General features: G+C 70.6%; 13 protein-coding genes. 7 read left to right on the top strand and 6 right to left on the bottom strand.

From position 1 onward, the window contains the following. The first annotated feature begins 1 nt into the window (after position 1). The 6 genes from whiA (at position 2) to BIU97_RS04025 (ending at position 4,923) form a co-directional block, all read left to right on the top strand. Positions 2-982 carry a DNA-binding protein WhiA gene (gene whiA / locus BIU97_RS04050; protein ID WP_071255661.1) on the top strand — a complete coding sequence of 327 codons (981 nt, stop codon included), beginning with the start codon at positions 2-4 and terminating at the stop codon, positions 980-982. A gap of 236 nt (positions 983-1,218) precedes the next feature. Next, entirely contained in the window at positions 1,219-2,223 is a 1,005-nt protein-coding gene (gene gap / locus BIU97_RS04045) for a type I glyceraldehyde-3-phosphate dehydrogenase (RefSeq protein WP_071255659.1), read from the top strand. A 3-nt stretch (positions 2,224-2,226) separates the two neighbouring features. Then, on the top strand, positions 2,227-3,444 hold the full coding sequence (locus BIU97_RS04040; protein WP_071255656.1) for a phosphoglycerate kinase: 1,218 nt from the start codon (positions 2,227-2,229) through the stop codon (positions 3,442-3,444). After that, the gene (gene tpiA, locus BIU97_RS04035; protein WP_071256380.1) at positions 3,441-4,220 is read left to right on the top strand and encodes a triose-phosphate isomerase; all 780 of its coding nucleotides are present in this window, start codon (positions 3,441-3,443) and stop codon (positions 4,218-4,220) included. The genes BIU97_RS04040 and tpiA overlap by 4 nt, the downstream gene beginning before the upstream one ends. An 82-nt stretch (positions 4,221-4,302) precedes the next feature. Continuing rightward, on the top strand, positions 4,303-4,554 hold the full coding sequence (gene secG / locus BIU97_RS04030) for a preprotein translocase subunit SecG (protein WP_017887256.1): 252 nt from the start codon (positions 4,303-4,305) through the stop codon (positions 4,552-4,554). A 3-nt stretch (positions 4,555-4,557) separates the two neighbouring features. Further along, positions 4,558-4,923 carry an RNA polymerase-binding protein RbpA gene (locus BIU97_RS04025; protein WP_071255653.1) on the top strand — a complete coding sequence of 122 codons (366 nt, stop codon included), beginning with the start codon at positions 4,558-4,560 and terminating at the stop codon, positions 4,921-4,923. A 608-nt stretch (positions 4,924-5,531) separates the two neighbouring features. Here BIU97_RS04025 and pgl read toward each other — a convergent pair. The 6 genes from pgl to tkt form a co-directional block, all read right to left on the bottom strand. Beyond that, positions 5,532-6,302, bottom strand: coding sequence for a 6-phosphogluconolactonase (pgl, locus tag BIU97_RS04020; RefSeq protein WP_071255650.1), 771 nt, complete (start codon positions 6,300-6,302; stop codon positions 5,532-5,534). 118 nt (positions 6,303-6,420) lie between these two features. Next, positions 6,421-7,365, bottom strand: a complete 945-nt coding sequence (locus BIU97_RS04015; protein ID WP_071255648.1) for a glucose-6-phosphate dehydrogenase assembly protein OpcA — start codon at positions 7,363-7,365, stop codon at positions 6,421-6,423. Further along, positions 7,362-8,900 (bottom strand): glucose-6-phosphate dehydrogenase, encoded by a 1,539-nt coding sequence (gene zwf / locus BIU97_RS04010; protein ID WP_071255644.1) that lies wholly within the window; start codon positions 8,898-8,900, stop codon positions 7,362-7,364. The genes BIU97_RS04015 and zwf overlap by 4 nt, the downstream gene beginning before the upstream one ends. Before the next feature lie 23 nt (positions 8,901-8,923). Then, positions 8,924-10,522 (bottom strand): glucose-6-phosphate isomerase, encoded by a 1,599-nt coding sequence (locus BIU97_RS04005; protein WP_071255641.1) that lies wholly within the window; start codon positions 10,520-10,522, stop codon positions 8,924-8,926. Continuing rightward, positions 10,522-11,634 carry a transaldolase gene (gene tal, locus BIU97_RS04000; RefSeq protein ID WP_071255638.1) on the bottom strand — a complete coding sequence of 371 codons (1,113 nt, stop codon included), beginning with the start codon at positions 11,632-11,634 and terminating at the stop codon, positions 10,522-10,524. Before tal ends, BIU97_RS04005 begins: the two co-directional genes overlap by 1 nt. Before the next feature lie 156 nt (positions 11,635-11,790). Beyond that, on the bottom strand, positions 11,791-13,884 hold the full coding sequence (gene tkt, locus BIU97_RS03995) for a transketolase (protein ID WP_071255634.1): 2,094 nt from the start codon (positions 13,882-13,884) through the stop codon (positions 11,791-11,793). Between the two features lie 435 nt (positions 13,885-14,319). Between tkt and BIU97_RS03990 the strand changes: the two genes are divergently transcribed. After that, positions 14,320-15,246, top strand: a complete 927-nt coding sequence (locus tag BIU97_RS03990) for a heme o synthase (RefSeq protein ID WP_071255633.1) — start codon at positions 14,320-14,322, stop codon at positions 15,244-15,246. The last annotated feature ends 143 nt before the right edge of the window (positions 15,247-15,389 follow it).

Genomic DNA, 15,389 nt, shown 5'->3' with positions numbered 1-15,389 from the left:
TGTGCCGTTGACTGCCGAGGTCAAGGACGAACTGGCCAGGGTCGCCGTGAGCCGCAACACGGTCCGCGCCGCCGAACTCGCCACGATCCTCCGGTTCGCGGGTGGCCTGCACGTCATCTCGGGGCGGATCGCGGTCGAGGTCGAGCTCGACACCCGGATCATCGTCCACCGGGTCCGCAAGGACCTCGCCGAGCTCTACGGCGTCCGCAGCGAGGCCTCCGTCGGCTCGTCGGCGTCCGCCCGTCGGGGCACCCGTTACCTGGTCCGCGTGCTCGAGGCTGGGGAGACCCTCGCGCGCCAGACCGGTCTGATGGACGCCCGTCGCCGCCCCGTCCGCGGGCTGCCGAACCGGCTCACGACCGGCAACCGCGAGGACCTCGCCGCCATCTGGCGCGGCGCCTTCCTCGCGTCCGGCACCTTGACCGACCCGGGTCGGGCCGCGGCGCTCGAGGTCACGTGCCCGGGCAACGAGGCCGCGATGGCGCTCGTCGGCGCCGCCTCGCGGCTCGGCGTCGCCGCGAAGGGCCGCGAGGTCCGCGGGGTGCACCGCGTGGTCGTCCGTGACGGCGAGGCCATCGGGCAGATGCTCACGGTGATGGGTGCCGCGCGCACCACCGCCGACTGGGAGGAGATGCGCCAGCGCCGCGAGGTCCGCGCCACCGCGAACCGCCTGGTCAACTTCGACGACGCGAACCTGCGCCGCTCGGCCCAGGCCGCCGTGGCCGCCTGCGCCCGCGTCGAGCGCGCCCTCGAGATCCTCGGCGACGAGGTCCCGGACCACCTGCAGTACGCCGGCACGCTGCGCCTGCAGCACCGCGACGCCTCGCTCGACGAGCTCGGCCAGCACGCCGACCCGCCCATGACGAAGGACGCCATCGCCGGCCGCATCCGCCGCCTGCTCGCGATGGCCGACAAGCGTGCGTCCGACCTCGGCATCCCGGGCACCGAAGCGAGCGTCCCCGAGGAGCTCGAGGGGGCCTGAGCGACGGTCGTGACGACGTTCCGGACGGGAGGCGCGGTGCCAGCTGGCACTGCGCCTCCCGTCCGTCTGTGGGCCTGCCCACAGCTGCCGTCATCCGGCGGTGTCGCGCGGGGTCCGACTGCTAGGGTCGTTACGGCGACGTTACGGGGCGTATCGTCCACCACACGCGGGCCCGCCAGGGCGCGCGCCTCCGAAAGCAGCGCCCCCCGGGCGCTCCACACCCACCAGGAGATCCATTGACCGTCAAGATCGGTATCAACGGCTTCGGCCGCATCGGCCGTAACTTCTTCCGGGCCGCCCTCGCCAAGGGCTCCGACCTCGAGATCGTGGCGGTGAACGACCTCACCGACAACGCCGCACTGGCGAACCTGCTGAAGTTCGACTCCGTCACGGGTCGTCTCGGCGTCTCCGTCGAGCTCGACGGCGACAGCATCGTCGTCGACGGCAAGCCGATCAAGGTCCTGGCCGAGCGCGACCCCGCCAACCTGCCCTGGGGCGAGCTGGGCGTCGACATCGTCATCGAGTCGACCGGCTTCTTCACCAAGGCCGCCGATGCGCAGAAGCACATCGACGCGGGTGCCAAGAAGGTCATCATCTCCGCCCCGGCGACCGGTGACGACGTCACCGTCGTGCTCGGCGTGAACGAGGACCAGTACGACCCGGCGAACCACCACATCATCTCGAACGCGTCGTGCACCACGAACAGCCTCGCGCCGCTCGCCAAGGTCTTCAACGACAAGTTCGGCATCGAGCGTGGCCTCATGACCACGGTCCACGCGTACACCGCCGACCAGAACCTGCAGGACGGCCCGCACAAGGACCCCCGTCGTGCCCGCGCCGCCGCGCTGAACATCGTGCCGACCTCGACCGGTGCCGCCAAGGCCATCGGCCAGGTCATGCCCGAGCTCGCCGGCAAGCTCGACGGCTTCGCGCTCCGCGTGCCGGTCCCGACCGGTTCGATCACCGACCTCACCCTCGAGACCAAGTCCGAGGTCACCGTCGACGAGATCAACGCCGCCTACAAGGAGGCCGCAGAGGGCCCGCTCAAGGGCATCCTGCTCTACAGCGAGGACCCGTTGGTGTCGACCGACATCACGACGGACCCGCACTCCTCGATCTACGACTCCGGCCTGACCAAGGTCATCGGCGGCCTCGTGAAGATCACCTCGTGGTACGACAACGAGTGGGGCTACTCGAACCGCCTCGTCGACCTGACCGAGTACGTCGGCGAGCGTCTGTAACACATGGCCCTCCGCACCCTCGAGGACCTCGGCGACCTCGCCGGCAAGCGCGTCGTCGTCCGTTGTGACCTGAACGTCCCGCTCAAGGACGGCACGATCACGGACGACGGCCGCGTCCGCGCGTCGTTGAGCACCCTGAACACGCTGATCACCGCCGGCGCGCGCGTCATCGTGATCTCCCACCTGGGCCGTCCCGACGGGAAGCCCGCGCAGGAGTTCTCGCTCGCGCCGGTGGGTCAGCGGCTGTCCGAGCTGCTCGGCAAGCCGGTCACGTTCGTCGGCGAGACCGTCGGCGACGAGGCCACCGCTGCCGCCGAGGCCCTCGAGGACGGCGACGTCCTGCTGCTCGAGAACCTCCGCTTCAACCCGGAGGAGACCTCGAAGGACGCCGACGCCCGCCACGCGTTCGCGGAGCGCATCGCCGCCCTCGGAGACGCCTTCGTCTCCGACGGGTTCGGCGTCGTGCACCGCAAGCAGGCGTCGGTCTACGAGCTCGCGTCGGCGCTGCCGTCCGCGGCCGGCTCGCTCATCGAGACCGAGCTCGGCGTGCTCGAGCGACTCACCACCTCACCGGAGCGGCCCTACACGGTCCTGCTCGGCGGGTCGAAGGTCAGCGACAAGCTCGGCGTCATCGACCACCTCCTGCCGCAGGTCGACACCCTGTGCATCGGCGGCGGCATGCTCTTCACGTTCCTCGCGGCCCAGGGCCACGGGGTCGCGAAGTCGCTGCTCGAGGCGGACCAGCTCGACGTCGTCCGCGAGTACCTCTCGCGGGCGAAGGAGCTCGGCGTGACGATCGACCTGCCGACGGACGTCGTCGTGGCGTCCGGGTTCGCGGCCGACGCGTCGCACGAGACCGTCGCCGCGGACGCGATCGAGTCGTCGTCCTTCGGGGCGGACGGCATCGGCCTCGACATCGGTCCGGAGACGGCGGCGCGGTTCGCGTCCGCGGTCTCCGCGTCGAAGACCGTGTTCTGGAACGGCCCGATGGGCGTGTTCGAGTTCCCGGCCTTCGCCGCCGGCACGAAGACGGTCGCGCAGGCCCTGACCGAGGTCGACGGCCTCGGCGTGGTCGGCGGCGGCGACTCCGCCGCGGCCGTGCGGTCGCTCGGGTTCTCGGACGACCAGTTCGGGCACATCTCCACCGGTGGTGGGGCGAGCCTCGAGTTCCTCGAGGGCAAGTCGCTCCCCGGCCTCGAGGCACTGGGGTGGTCGCGATGACTCGTACGCCCCTGATCGCCGGCAACTGGAAGATGAACCTGGACCACCTCCAGGCCATCGCCACCGTGCAGAAACTCGCGTGGACGCTGAAGGACGCACGCCACGACCACGACGACGTCGAGGTCGCGGTGTTCCCGCCCTTCACCGACCTGCGCAGCGTGCAGACGCTCATCTCGGCCGACAAGCTGTCGATCCGCTTCGGTGCGCAGGACCTCTCGCAGCACGACTCCGGTGCCTACACCGGCGACGTGTCGGGAGCCTTCCTCGCCGCGCTCGACGCCCAGTACGTCATCGTCGGGCACTCCGAACGGCGCACGATGCACGGTGAGACCGACGAGGTCGTCGCCGCGAAGACCGCGGCGGCCGTCAAGCACGGCCTGGTCCCCGTGGTGTGCGTCGGTGAGACCGGTGCGCAGCGCGAGGAGCGCGGCGCCGGCGTCGTCCCCGTCGAGCAGCTCCGTGTCGTGCTCGACGCGGTGCAGCCGGCCGAGATCGTCGTCGCCTACGAGCCCGTCTGGGCGATCGGCTCCGGTCAGGCCGCCACTGCCGAGCAGGCGCAGGACGAGTGCGCGGCGATCCGTCGCGGCATCGCCGACGTCTGGGGCGAGCAGGCCGCAGCGGACACCCGCGTGCTCTACGGTGGATCGGTCAAGTCCGGCAACATCGCCGGGTTCCTCCGCGAGCCGGACATCGACGGCGCCCTCGTCGGCGGCGCGTCCCTCGACGTGCAGGAGTTCGCGGCCATCGCGCGCTTCCGCCAGCACGTCGGGCTGTAGTCCGCACCACTCCCGTCCAGGTACCGGCCGTGCTCCGCGCGGCCGGTACACTGATACGGCTGACTGACACGAAAGGTACGTCGTGGCGATACTCTCCGTCGTGCTGCAGGTCCTGCTCGCAATCACGAGCCTCCTGCTCACGCTCCTCATCCTGCTGCACAAGGGCCGCGGTGGCGGCCTCTCCGACATGTTCGGTGGCGGTGTGACGAGCAACCTCGGTGCGTCCGGCGTGGCCGAGCGCAACCTCAACCGCATCACGGTGATCCTCGGTCTGGTCTGGATCGTCAGCATCATCGTGCTCGGTCTCATCAACAAGTTCACGGCGGGGGTCTGATCCATGGCTAGCGGAGGCAGTGCAATCCGAGGGTCCCGCGTCGGCGCCGGCCCGATGGGGGAGCAGGACCGCGGGGTCCAGGCAGAGCGTGTGGCGATCTCCTACTGGGACGCCCTCGGCAACGAGGTCGTCCGGTACTTCGCCGCGAACCTCCCCGACGAGGAGATCCCCGAGACGGTCGACTCGCCGTCCACCGGACTCCCGGCCGGTCGCGACAAGGAGAACCCGCCCGTGGTCTCCAAGACCGAACCCTACAAGACGCACCTCGCGTACGTGAAGGAACGCCGCACCGAGGAAGAGGCAGCGCAGCTCCTCGAGGACGCGCTCCAGCAGCTCCGCGAGCGACGCGGCACCGCGAAGAAGGACTAGCGCACCGAGCGCGACGAAGGCCCCCGTACCGTTCCGGTCCGGGGGCCTTCGTGCGTCTGGTGCTGCGTGGGCTCGTCTCGTCGGGGGCTGCGCCTCGACGGTGGCGTCCTGGCGTCCCGACTGTCGGCCCCGGGGGCGAGCTGTCGCGGACGCGCAGGCGCAGCGCCGGCACCGGCTCCCGCGCGGGCTCCTGCCTCCCGAGTGCTTGCGACATGCCGCATCCGGACGCCGAGTGTGCACGACCTGTCGCTCGGCGCGGAGTCGGGCGACAGGTTCCGCACCCTCGCGCCCCCACGGTGGCGCGACGGGACCACGCGGCATCGGCACGTGCTCCGTGGGTGCGCCCCCGATGGGGCCCGAACCGGGTCGCCGAGTGGTCACGACATGCCACGTCGTGGATGCCGAGGGCGCAGGAAGTGCCGCTCGGCGCGAGACGAGGCGACACGTCGTGCGACCTCGGCGGCACACGGACGGCACGTCGTGACCACTCGGCGCCGAGGCGGCCCGGCACCTCGGCCTGGAACCCCGCCACGTCGGCCCCGGCGCCCGGAACGCACGAAACCCGGTGCCGATCGGCACCGGGTCTCGTGGTCGTCAGGACGACGTGGCTAGTACGTCGACGCGATGAGGTTCTCGGGGACGTCGCGGGCGGCGTCCTGGTCGACGAAGAACACCGTGCGCTTCCGACCCTGCACGCCACCGACAGGGACCTCGTCCACGGCGGCGCCGGCCAGGGCGAGCCCGAGGACGGAGGCCTTCTCGGCACCGGACAGGATGACCCACACCCGCTGGGAGGCGTTGATCACCGGGAAGGTGACGGTCAGGCGCTGCGGCGGCGGCTTGGGGGAGTCGTCGACGGACACGACGGCGCGGTCCTTCACCGCGAGCTGCGGGAACTCGGGGAAGAGCGAGGCCGTGTGACCGTCGGGGCCGACGCCGAGCAGGGTGATGTCGAACCGGGGAGCGACGGCACCCTCGGGCGCGGCGTCCTGCAGCTCGCGCTCGTACTGCGCGGCGGCCTCGTCGATCGAGAGTCCGGCGTCCGAGGTGGCCATCGGGTGGATGTTCGCCTCGGGGATGTCGACGTGGTCGAAGAAGTCGGTCTGCGTCCCGGTGGTGTTCCGGTCCGCGTCACCCGCGGGCACCCAGCGTTCGTCGACCCACCACACGTGGACCTTGGACCAGTCGACGCTCTCGTGCGCCGGCGACTGCGCGATCGCCGCGAGCACCAGCGACGACACCGAGCCACCGCTGATGGCGATGTCGGCGCGCTCTTGCTCGTCGAGCACGTCGATGATCTTCGTGATGAAGCGTGCGGCGACCGAAGCGCCGAGGGCCTGCTTGTCCGGGTGCACGAGCACCCGCCGTTCGTTGGTCACATGACTCCCGTGTTCGTGGCGGCCGACCGGTCGGGCGACGGCCTTCGGTCCGACCGTCCCTCCGGCCGTCGCCCGTGGTGTGCGGGCGACGGCCGGTCCGGACGGCCGTGTGGGGTGCTCAGCGGGCGATGGTCTCGCGCAGCTGGGCGACCCCGTGCTTGACGACGTCTCCGAAGAGGACGTCCGGGTCGAGTCTACGGAGTTCCTCGGCCAGGCAGTCGCGCAGGTTGCGGCGTGGCAGCGACAGGTCGTGGGTCGGCTGTCCGGGCATCGAGAGCGTCGCCACGTCCACCAGGGACCGTTCGAGGTCGATGGTGCCCGACTCGCGCACCAGCTTGACGCCGTGGATGCCGCTCGAACCGGTCGCACGGGGCGACGTCACGACCGACACCGGCACCTGGAGCTGCAGCTGCAGCCAGGCCGCGAGCAGGATCGTCGACGGGCTGTCGAACGCGCCGCTGACCTCGACCGCGGTGATCGGCTCGTACGGCGGCTGGTCGAGCGCCGCGGCGAGCTGGTTCCGCCAGAGGGTCAGGCGGGTCCACGCGAAGTCGGTGTCGCCCGGCACGTACGAGGCCCCGAGGGCCTCGATCGCCCCGTTCGGGTCCTTCTGCGCGGCGGCGTCGGTGATCCGGCGCTGGGCGATGCGGCCGAGCGCCGAGGCGGCCGGCTGCTCCGGGGCGGTCTGCGGCCACCAGGCCACGACGGGGGCGTCCGGCAGGAGCAGGCCGGTGACCAGGCTCTCCTCGTCGGTCGCGGTCTCGCCGTAGGCGCGCAGCACGATGACCTCGCTGGCGCCCGCGTCGCTGCCGACACGGATCTGCGCGTCGAGGCGCCCGGGCGACTTCGTGTCGCCGTCGTTCTTCGACACGATGATGACGCGCATCGGGTGCTCACGGGACGCCTCGTTCGCGGCCTCGATCGCCTCTTCCTCGTGGCCCAGGGCCGTCGAGATGATGAGGGTCAGGACGCGTCCGAGTGCGACGGCGCCGCCCTCCTCGCGGATGTGGACGAGCTTCTTCTGGATCTTCGAGACCGTGGTGTTCGGCATGTCGATCTTCATGGACGCCTCCAGGTCCGGCCGTCGCGGGCGAGCAGGGCGTCGGCGGATGCCGGACCCCACGTGCCGGGGCGGTACTGCTCGGGCTGGCCCTGCGTGGCCCAGAACTCCTCGATCGGGTCGAGGATCTTCCAGGACAGCTCGACCTCCTGGTGCCGCGGGAACAGCGGCGGGTCGCCGAGGAGCACGTCGAGGATGAGTCGCTCGTACGCCTCGGGGGATGCCTCGGTGAACGCGTGGCCGTAGCCGAAGTCCATCGTCACGTCGCGCACCTGGGTGCCGACGCCGGGGACCTTCGAGCCGAAGCGGAGCGTGACGCCCTCGTCCGGCTGCACGCGGATGACGAGCGCGTTCTGTCCGAGCGGCGACTGGCTGTTGCCGTAGACGTCCTCGGGGACGCGCTTGAACACGATGGCGATCTCGGTCACGCGGCGGCCGAGTCGCTTGCCGGCACGCAGGTAGAACGGGACGCCCTGCCAGCGACGGGTCGCGATGTCGAGCTTGATCGCCGCGTAGGTCTCGGTGCCGGACTGCGGGTCCATGCCCGCCTCGTCGAGGAACCCGAGCACCTTCTCGCCGCCCTGCCAGCCGCCGGCGTACTGTCCGCGCGCGGTGGCGGTCGACAGGTCCTCGGGCAGGCGCACGGCGGAGAGCACCTTCTCCTTCTCGGCACGCAGGTCGGCGGCCTTGAACGAGACGGGCTCCTCCATCGCGGTGAGCGCGAGGAGCTGCAGCAGGTGGTTCTGGATGACGTCGCGCGCTGCGCCGATGCCGTCGTAGTAGGCGGCACGTCCGGCGACGCCGATGTCCTCGGCCATCGTGATCTGGACGTGGTCGACGTAGTTCGAGTTCCAGATGGGTTCGTACATCTGGTTCGCGAAGCGGAGCGTCAGCAGGTTCTGGACGGTCTCCTTGCCGAGGTAGTGGTCGATGCGGAACACGTCGTCGGGGGCGAAGACGCTCTCGACGATCGCGTTCAGCTCGCGCGCGGTGCGGAGGTCGGAGCCGAACGGCTTCTCGACGACCACGCGGCTCCAGGAGCCGTCGCGCTTCTCGGTCAGGCCGGACAGCTTGAGCTGTTCGGTGACGACCGGGAACATCTTCGGCGGGATCGACAGGTAGAACGCGTGGTTTCCCAGCGTCCCGCGCTCGGCGTCGAGGTCGTCGACGGTCCGCTTGAGTTCGCGGAACGCCTCGGGGTCGTCGAACGAGCCCTGCACGAAGCGGATGCCCTGTTCGAGCTGACGCCAGACGTCCTCGTCGAACGGGGTGCGGGAGTGTTCCTTGACCGCGTCGTGCACGAGCTGGGAGAAGTCCTGGTCCTCCCAGTCGCGTCGGGCGAAGCCGACGAGCGCGAACCCCGGGGGCAGCAGCCCCCGGTTTGCCAGGTCGTAGACCGCGGGCATCAGCTTCTTGCGGGACAGGTCGCCCGTCACGCCGAAGATGATGAGCGTGCTCGGTCCCGCGATCCGGTTCAGTCGACGATCCGTGGGCAGTCGGAGCGGGTTGTGCTCCGGAGTGACAGCCACCGGTGACATGAGTCGGTGAACTCCTTCGGGGGTCAGTGTGAGACGGCGGAGGCGATGGCCGCGGTGGCGGCGCGCACGTCCGACGTCGTGAGGGTCAGGACCGGCCGGCCGTGCTGCGCGAGGACACTCGCGTCACCGGCGGCCTGGGCCTGGATGAGTCGGCCGAACGAGAAGGGACGGCCCGGGATCGCCAGGTCCTCCGCTTCGTCGGCCACGATCTGCAGGAAGACGCCGTTCGCGGGTCCGCCCTTGTGGTACTGCCCGGTCGAGTGCAGGAACCGCGGGCCGTACCCGAAGGTGACGGGGCGGCCTGTGCGCGCCGCGATCGCGTCGCGCAGCGACTCGAGGTCGCCGTTCGCGGTGCGGTCCACGTACGCCTGCACCGACACGTAGCCGGTCGCGTCGAGTCCGGACAGGAGGCCCGACACGGCTTCCGCGAGCGTCGTCCCGACGGGCAGTCCAGGCGTCGCGCGGACGGCGATGCCGTCCTCGGAGAACGCCGGCTCGGCCGGCACGGGACGGTCCTCGAGCAGTCCCCGGGTCGCGACCTTGGCGGCCTCGACGTCGGGCTGGTCGAACGGGTTGATGCCGAGCAGACGCCCGGCGACCGCGACGGCGTACTCCCAGACGAGGATCTGCCCACCGAGCGTGCCGGTGATCTCGACCTCGCCCTCGACGACGTGGCGCTCGTCCTCGCGCGATCCGACCAGGCGGATGACCTGGACGTCGGGCAGGCCGGCGGTGACCTCGGGGGAGTCGGGGTGCAGGACGACGGGCAGGAGACCGCGGCCGTCCTTGCCGGTCGACTCGGCGATCAGCTGCTCGACCCAGTCGCCGAAGCCGACGATGTGGGTGCCGTCCGGCACGATCGCGATCTTGTCGCGCAGCGGTTCCGTCCCGGCGAGGACCGCGCCGAGCACGAGCCCGGGGTTCTCGTCGAGGTCGACGGAGAGCAGTGCCGAGATGGCGTCCGCCTCGTCGAGGAGCTCCGCGATGTCCGCACCCGCGAGCCCCGAGGGCACGAGGCCGAACGCGGTGAGCGCGGAGTAGCGGCCGCCGACGGTCGGGTCGGCGGTGAAGACGCGGTACCCGGCCGCGGTCGCGGTGGCCTCGAGCTCGGAGCCCGGGTCGGTCACGACGACGATGCGGCGGGCGGGGTCGATGCCGGCGTCACGGAAGGCCTGCTCGTACACCCGACGCTGCGAGTCCGTCTCGAGCGTGGAGCCGGACTTCGACGACACGACGAGCACGGTGCGCTCGAGGTCGGTGGCGACGGCCGCCCGGACCTGGGCCGGGTCGGTCGAGTCGAGCACGGTCAGCGGGACGCCCGCGGTCCGGGTGATGACCTCGGGCGCGAGCGACGAGCCGCCCATGCCGGCGAGGACGACACGGTCGACCCCGTCGGCGATGAGCGACTCGCGCAGTGCAGACACCTCGGCGACGAGCGGGCGGGAGACCGAGACGGCCTCCACCCAGCCGAGGCGCTTCGACGCCTCGGCCTCGGCGTCGGCTCCCCACAGGTCGGCGTCCTGGGCGGTGATGCCCGAGGCCACCAGGTCAGCGACGAGCCGCGGGACCACCTGTTCGATGGCCCGCGCGGCATCGCCGCTGGCTGCGATGGAAACCGTCACTACTTCGCGCCCTCGAGCGCGGCCTTGACGGTGTCGACGAGCTCGCCCCACGACACGTTGAACTTGTCCACGCCCTCCTTCTCGAGGAGCGCCACGACGTCGTCGTAGTCGATGCCCTGCGCGGCGAGCTGGTCGAGGACCTGCTGCGCGTCGTCGAACGAGCCGGCGATCGCGTCGCCGTGGATCTCGCCGTGCTCGAAGGTCGCGTCGAGGGTCTTGCCCGGCATGGTGTTGACCGTGTTCGGGGCGGCGAGCTCGGTCACGTAGAGCGTGTCGGGGAGCGACGGGTCCTTGACGCCGGTCGAGGCCCACAGCGGGCGCTGCGTGTTCGCACCGGACTCGAGCAGGCCGAGGGCGCGCTCGGAGGCGAACGCCTCGGTCCAGACCTGGTAGGCGAGCTGCGCGTTGGCGATGCCGGCCTTCGACTTGAGGGCCTTGGCCTCGTCGGTGCCGACGGCGTCCAGGCGCTTGTCGATCTCGGAGTCGACGCGCGAGACGAAGAACGAGGCGACCGAGTGGATCTTGGAGAGGTCGTGGCCGGCGGCCTTGGCCTTCTCGAGCCCACCGAGGTAGGCGTCGATGACGGCGCGGTAGCGCTCGAGCGAGAAGATCAGCGTGACGTTGACGGAGATGCCGGCGCCGATGACCTCGGTGATGGCCTCGAGGCCCTCGACCGTGGCGGGGATCTTGATGAGGACGTTCTCGCGACCGACCTTCTCGAACAGGAACTTGGCCTGCTCGATGGTCTTCTCGGTCTCGTGGGCCAGGCCCGGCTCGACCTCGATCGAGACACGGCCGTCGAAGCCCTTGGTCTCGTCGTAGATCGGCTTGAAGACGTCGGACGCGTTCGCGACGTCCTGCGTGGTGATCTCGAAGATCGCCTCGGTGACCTCGGTGCCCGCAGCGGCGAGCTCCTTGACCTGCGAGTCGTAGCGCTCGCCCTTGGCGAGGGCCGACGCGAAGATCGTCGGGTTCGTCGTCACGCCGACGACGTTCTTCTGCTCGATGAGCTCGGTGAGCTTGCCGGTCTCGAGGAGCTCACGGGAGAGGTCGTCGAGCCAGATGCTCACGCCGACCGCGGAGAGGGCGGCGGTGGGGGTGGTGTCAGCCATGTGTTTCTCTTCTTCTTTCGTCGACCGGCCCGGCGTCGTGGCGACGACCGGAGCCGTGGAGTCGTGGTGTGGGGGGCCGGGAGGTGGCTGGCGGAGGCGAGCCGCGCCTCCCGGCAGAAGGGCCGGATCCGGGTGACCGGACCCGGCCCCGGTGGGTCAGGAAGCCGCGATCGATTCCTTCGCGGCGGCGACGACGTGCTCCGTCGTGAAGCCGAACTCCTTGAAGAGCGTCTGGTAGTCGGCCGAGGCACCGAAGTGCTCGATCGAGACGCTGCGGCCCTTGTCGCCGACGATGTCGCGCCAGCTCATGGCGATGCCGGCCTCGACCGACACGCGTGCGGTGACGTCCTTCGGGAGCACCTGGTCCTGGTAGTTCTCGGACTGGGCGCGGAACCACTCGAGCGACGGTGCGCTGACGACGCGGGCGTTGATGCCCTCGCCCTTGAGCTGCTCGCGGGCCTCGACGGCGATCTGGACCTCGGAACCGGTCGCGATGAGGATCACGTCCGGGGTGCCGTTCGGCGCCTCGGCCAGGATGTACGCACCCTTGGCGACGTTCTTCGCCGACGCGAAGGTCTCACCCGACGCCTCGCCCTCGCCACGCTCGAAGACGGGGAGGTTCTGACGGCTCAGCGCGATGCCGGCCGGGCGGTCGGTGTGCTTGAGCATCTCGAGCCAGGCGTAGGCGACCTCGTTGGCGTCGGCGGGGCGGACCACGTCGAGGCCGGGGATCGCACGGAGCGAGGAGATCTGCTCGATCGGCTGGTGCGTCGGGCCGTCCTCGCCGAGGGCGACGGAGTCGTGCGTCCAGACGTAGATCGCCGGCGCCTGCATGAGCGCGGCGAGACGGACCGCCGGACGCATGTAGTCGCTGAAGATGAGGAACGTGCCGCCGAAGGGGCGGGTGTTCCCGTGCAGCACGATGCCGGACAGGATCGAGCCCATCGCGTGCTCGCGGATGCCGAAGTGCAGCACCCGGCCGTACGGGTCGGTGCTCCAGGCCTTCGTCGAGGCCTCGGCCGGACCGAAGGACTTGGCGCCCTCGATCGTGGTGAGGTTCGACTCGGCGAGGTCCGCCGAACCACCCCAGAACTCGGGCATGAGCGGCGCGATGGCGTTGATGACCTTGCCGGAGGCGGCGCGGGTCGAGACGGCCTTGTCGGTCGGGAAGACCGGCAGCGCCTCCTCGAGGCCCTCGGGGAGCTCGCCCGCGTTGATGCGGTCGAGGATCGCCTTCTTCTCCGGGTTGGCCGCGGCCCACGCGTCGAAGGTCTTCTGCCACTCGGCGTGCTCGGCCTGGCCCTTGGCGACGGCGCCGCGGGTGTACTCGAGGACCTCGGGGTCGACGTGGAAGGTCTGCTCGGGGTCGAAGCCGAGGACCTCCTTGAGGCCCTTCAGCTCCTCGCCACCGAGGGCGGAGCCGTGGATCTTGCCGGAGTTCTGCTTGGTCGGCGACGGCCAGCCGATGATCGTCTTGAGGACGATGAGCGACGGCTTGTCGGAGACGGCCTTGGCGGCCTCGACCGCGGCGAAGAGCGCCTCTGCGTCCTCCGAGTACTCGCCGGTCTGCTTCCAGTCGACGGTCTGGACGTGCCAGCCGAGGGCCTCGTAGCGGTCCGGGACGCTCTCCGAGAAGGAGATGTCGGTGTCGTCCTCGATCGAGATCTGGTTCGAGTCGTAGAAGACCACGAGGCGACCGAGCTGCTGGCGGCCGGCGAGGCTCGCGGCCTCGTTCGTGACGCCCTCCTGCATGTCGCCGTCACCGGCGATCACGTAGGTGAAGTGGTCGAACGGCGACTCGCCGTCGGCGGTCTCCGGGTCGAACAGGCCGCGCTCGAAGCGCTGCGCGTAGCCGAAGCCCACGGCGCTGGCGAGGCCCTGGCCGAGCGGGCCGGTGGTGATCTCGACACCGTCGGTGTGGCCGTACTCCGGGTGACCCGGGGTCTTCGAGCCCCACTTGCGCAGGTGCTGGAGGTCCTCGAGCTCGAGGCCGTATCCGTGCAGGTAGAACTGCACGTACTGCAAGATCGAGGCGTGACCGGCGGAGAGGATGAAGCGGTCGCGGCCGATCCAGGTGGAGTCGCTCGGGTCGCGACGCATCACCTTCTGGAAGAGCAGGTGGGCGAGCGGAGCGAGGCTCATCGCGGTGCCGGGGTGACCGTTGCCGGCGGCCTCGACCGAGTCGGCGGCGAGTACGCGGGCCGTGTCGACGGCCTTCCGGTCGATGGCGTCCCAGGTGAATTCAGCCACTTGGATGTTGACCCTTCTTGATGCGACATGTGCGAGGGCTCGTGCCATCGCACGGACATGTGGCCATCCCGGGGCCGAGTCGTGTCGCCGTCGAGCGGCGGCCGACCGGCTCGTCACGCCGACGTCATCGGGGCACGCACTGCGGGAGGGCATGTCCAGCATAGTGACCCGGCACTCAGAGGGGGTTCAGGAGACCTCCGAAGTCGGCGCCCGGGCAGCCGTCGGTGCTCCCCGCCGGGCGTGTCGGCGGCGTCGGGGTCCGCCGCGGATCCGGTCGGGATGTCGGAGCGGGGCACCGTCGCGGCGCTTCCATCGCGTAAACTGATCGGGACCCGTGGACATTCCGGGTCAGCGCATGCCCGGACGCCGCCGCAGTCGTCCACCGAGTGTGCGAGCTGATGCGAACAGACTGAGGTTCCCTTGCCGACTGCCACCGTGACCCGGCCAGACACCGACCGACCCCGTTCGGTCCTGTCGCGCAAGGTCCGTGCGTACGTCTCGTTGACGAAGCCGCGCGTGATGGAGCTGCTGCTCGTCACCACGGCGCCGACGATGTTCCTGGCCGAGCGCGGTGTGCCGGATCTGTGGCTCGTCTTCTGGACGATGCTCGGCGGCGCGATGTCCGCCGGCTCCGCGTCGGCGTTCAACTGCTACATCGACCGCGACATCGACCGCCTCATGAAGCGGACGAGCACGCGGCCGCTCGTCACCGGCGAGCTCTCCGACCGCGAGGCCCTCGTGTTCTCGTGGGTCCTCGCCGTGCTCTCCACGGCGGTGCTCGGGTTCCTGGTGAACTGGCTCGCCGCCGCGCTGAGCGTCGTCGCGATCCTCATCTACGTGTTCGTGTACACGCTGTGGCTCAAGCGCCGCACCCCGCAGAACATCGTCTGGGGCGGCTCCGCGGGCTGCATGCCCGTCCTCATCGGCTGGGCCGGCGTCACCGGGTCGCTCACCTGGGCCCCGGTCATCCTGTTCATGGTCATCTTCCTCTGGACGCCGCCGCACTACTGGCCGCTCTCGATGAAGTACCGCGACGACTACGACGCCGCCGACGTCCCGATGCTCGCCGTCGTCCGCGGCCGCACCGTCGTCGGCCTGCAGGTGGTCCTGTACGCCTGGGCGACGCTCGTCTGCTCGCTCCTCCTCATCCCGGTCGCGCACATGGGGCCGCTCTACACGGTCGTCGCACTGGCCGGCGGCATCTGGTTCGTCGTCGAGGCCCACCGGCTGTACTCGCGGGCGATCCAGCACGTCGAGCACGTGCAGCCGATGCGCGTCTTCCACAGCTCGATCACCTACCTGACGCTGCTCTTCATCGCCGTGGGCATCGACCCGCTGCTGCCGCAGGTCTTCACCTTCTAGGCCGGGGCGTCGCCGCTGGGCGACGTCCGTGTCGTCGAGGCGCCGCCGGGGACGGCGGCGCCTCGTGCGTCGCGGGGCGTGCCGGCCGACGTCGGTCCGCTGCGACGCACGACGTGCCCGACCGGCGGCCGGGAGGCCCGTGG

Origin of the sequence: Curtobacterium sp. MCBA15_009, from assembly GCF_001864895.1 — a bacterium.
Lineage (GTDB): Bacteria > Actinomycetota > Actinomycetes > Actinomycetales > Microbacteriaceae > Curtobacterium.
The sequence above is the reverse complement of the archived record's forward strand: the minus strand, read 5'-3'. Positions and strand labels throughout refer to the sequence as shown.

What these genes read in the sequence shown, in the direction of transcription:
- BIU97_RS04040 (WP_071255656.1), top strand. Translation starts at nt 2,227, where the DNA reads ATGGCCCTCCGCACCCTCGAGGACCTCGGCGACCTCGCCGGCAAGCGC.
- tpiA (WP_071256380.1), top strand. Translation starts at nt 3,441, where the DNA reads ATGACTCGTACGCCCCTGATCGCCGGCAACTGGAAGATGAACCTGGAC.
- BIU97_RS04025 (WP_071255653.1), top strand. Translation starts at nt 4,558, where the DNA reads ATGGCTAGCGGAGGCAGTGCAATCCGAGGGTCCCGCGTCGGCGCCGGC.
- BIU97_RS04015 (WP_071255648.1), bottom strand. Translation starts at nt 7,365, where the DNA reads ATGAAGATCGACATGCCGAACACCACGGTCTCGAAGATCCAGAAGAAG.
- zwf (WP_071255644.1), bottom strand. Translation starts at nt 8,900, where the DNA reads ATGTCACCGGTGGCTGTCACTCCGGAGCACAACCCGCTCCGACTGCCC.
- tal (WP_071255638.1), bottom strand. Translation starts at nt 11,634, where the DNA reads ATGGCTGACACCACCCCCACCGCCGCCCTCTCCGCGGTCGGCGTGAGC.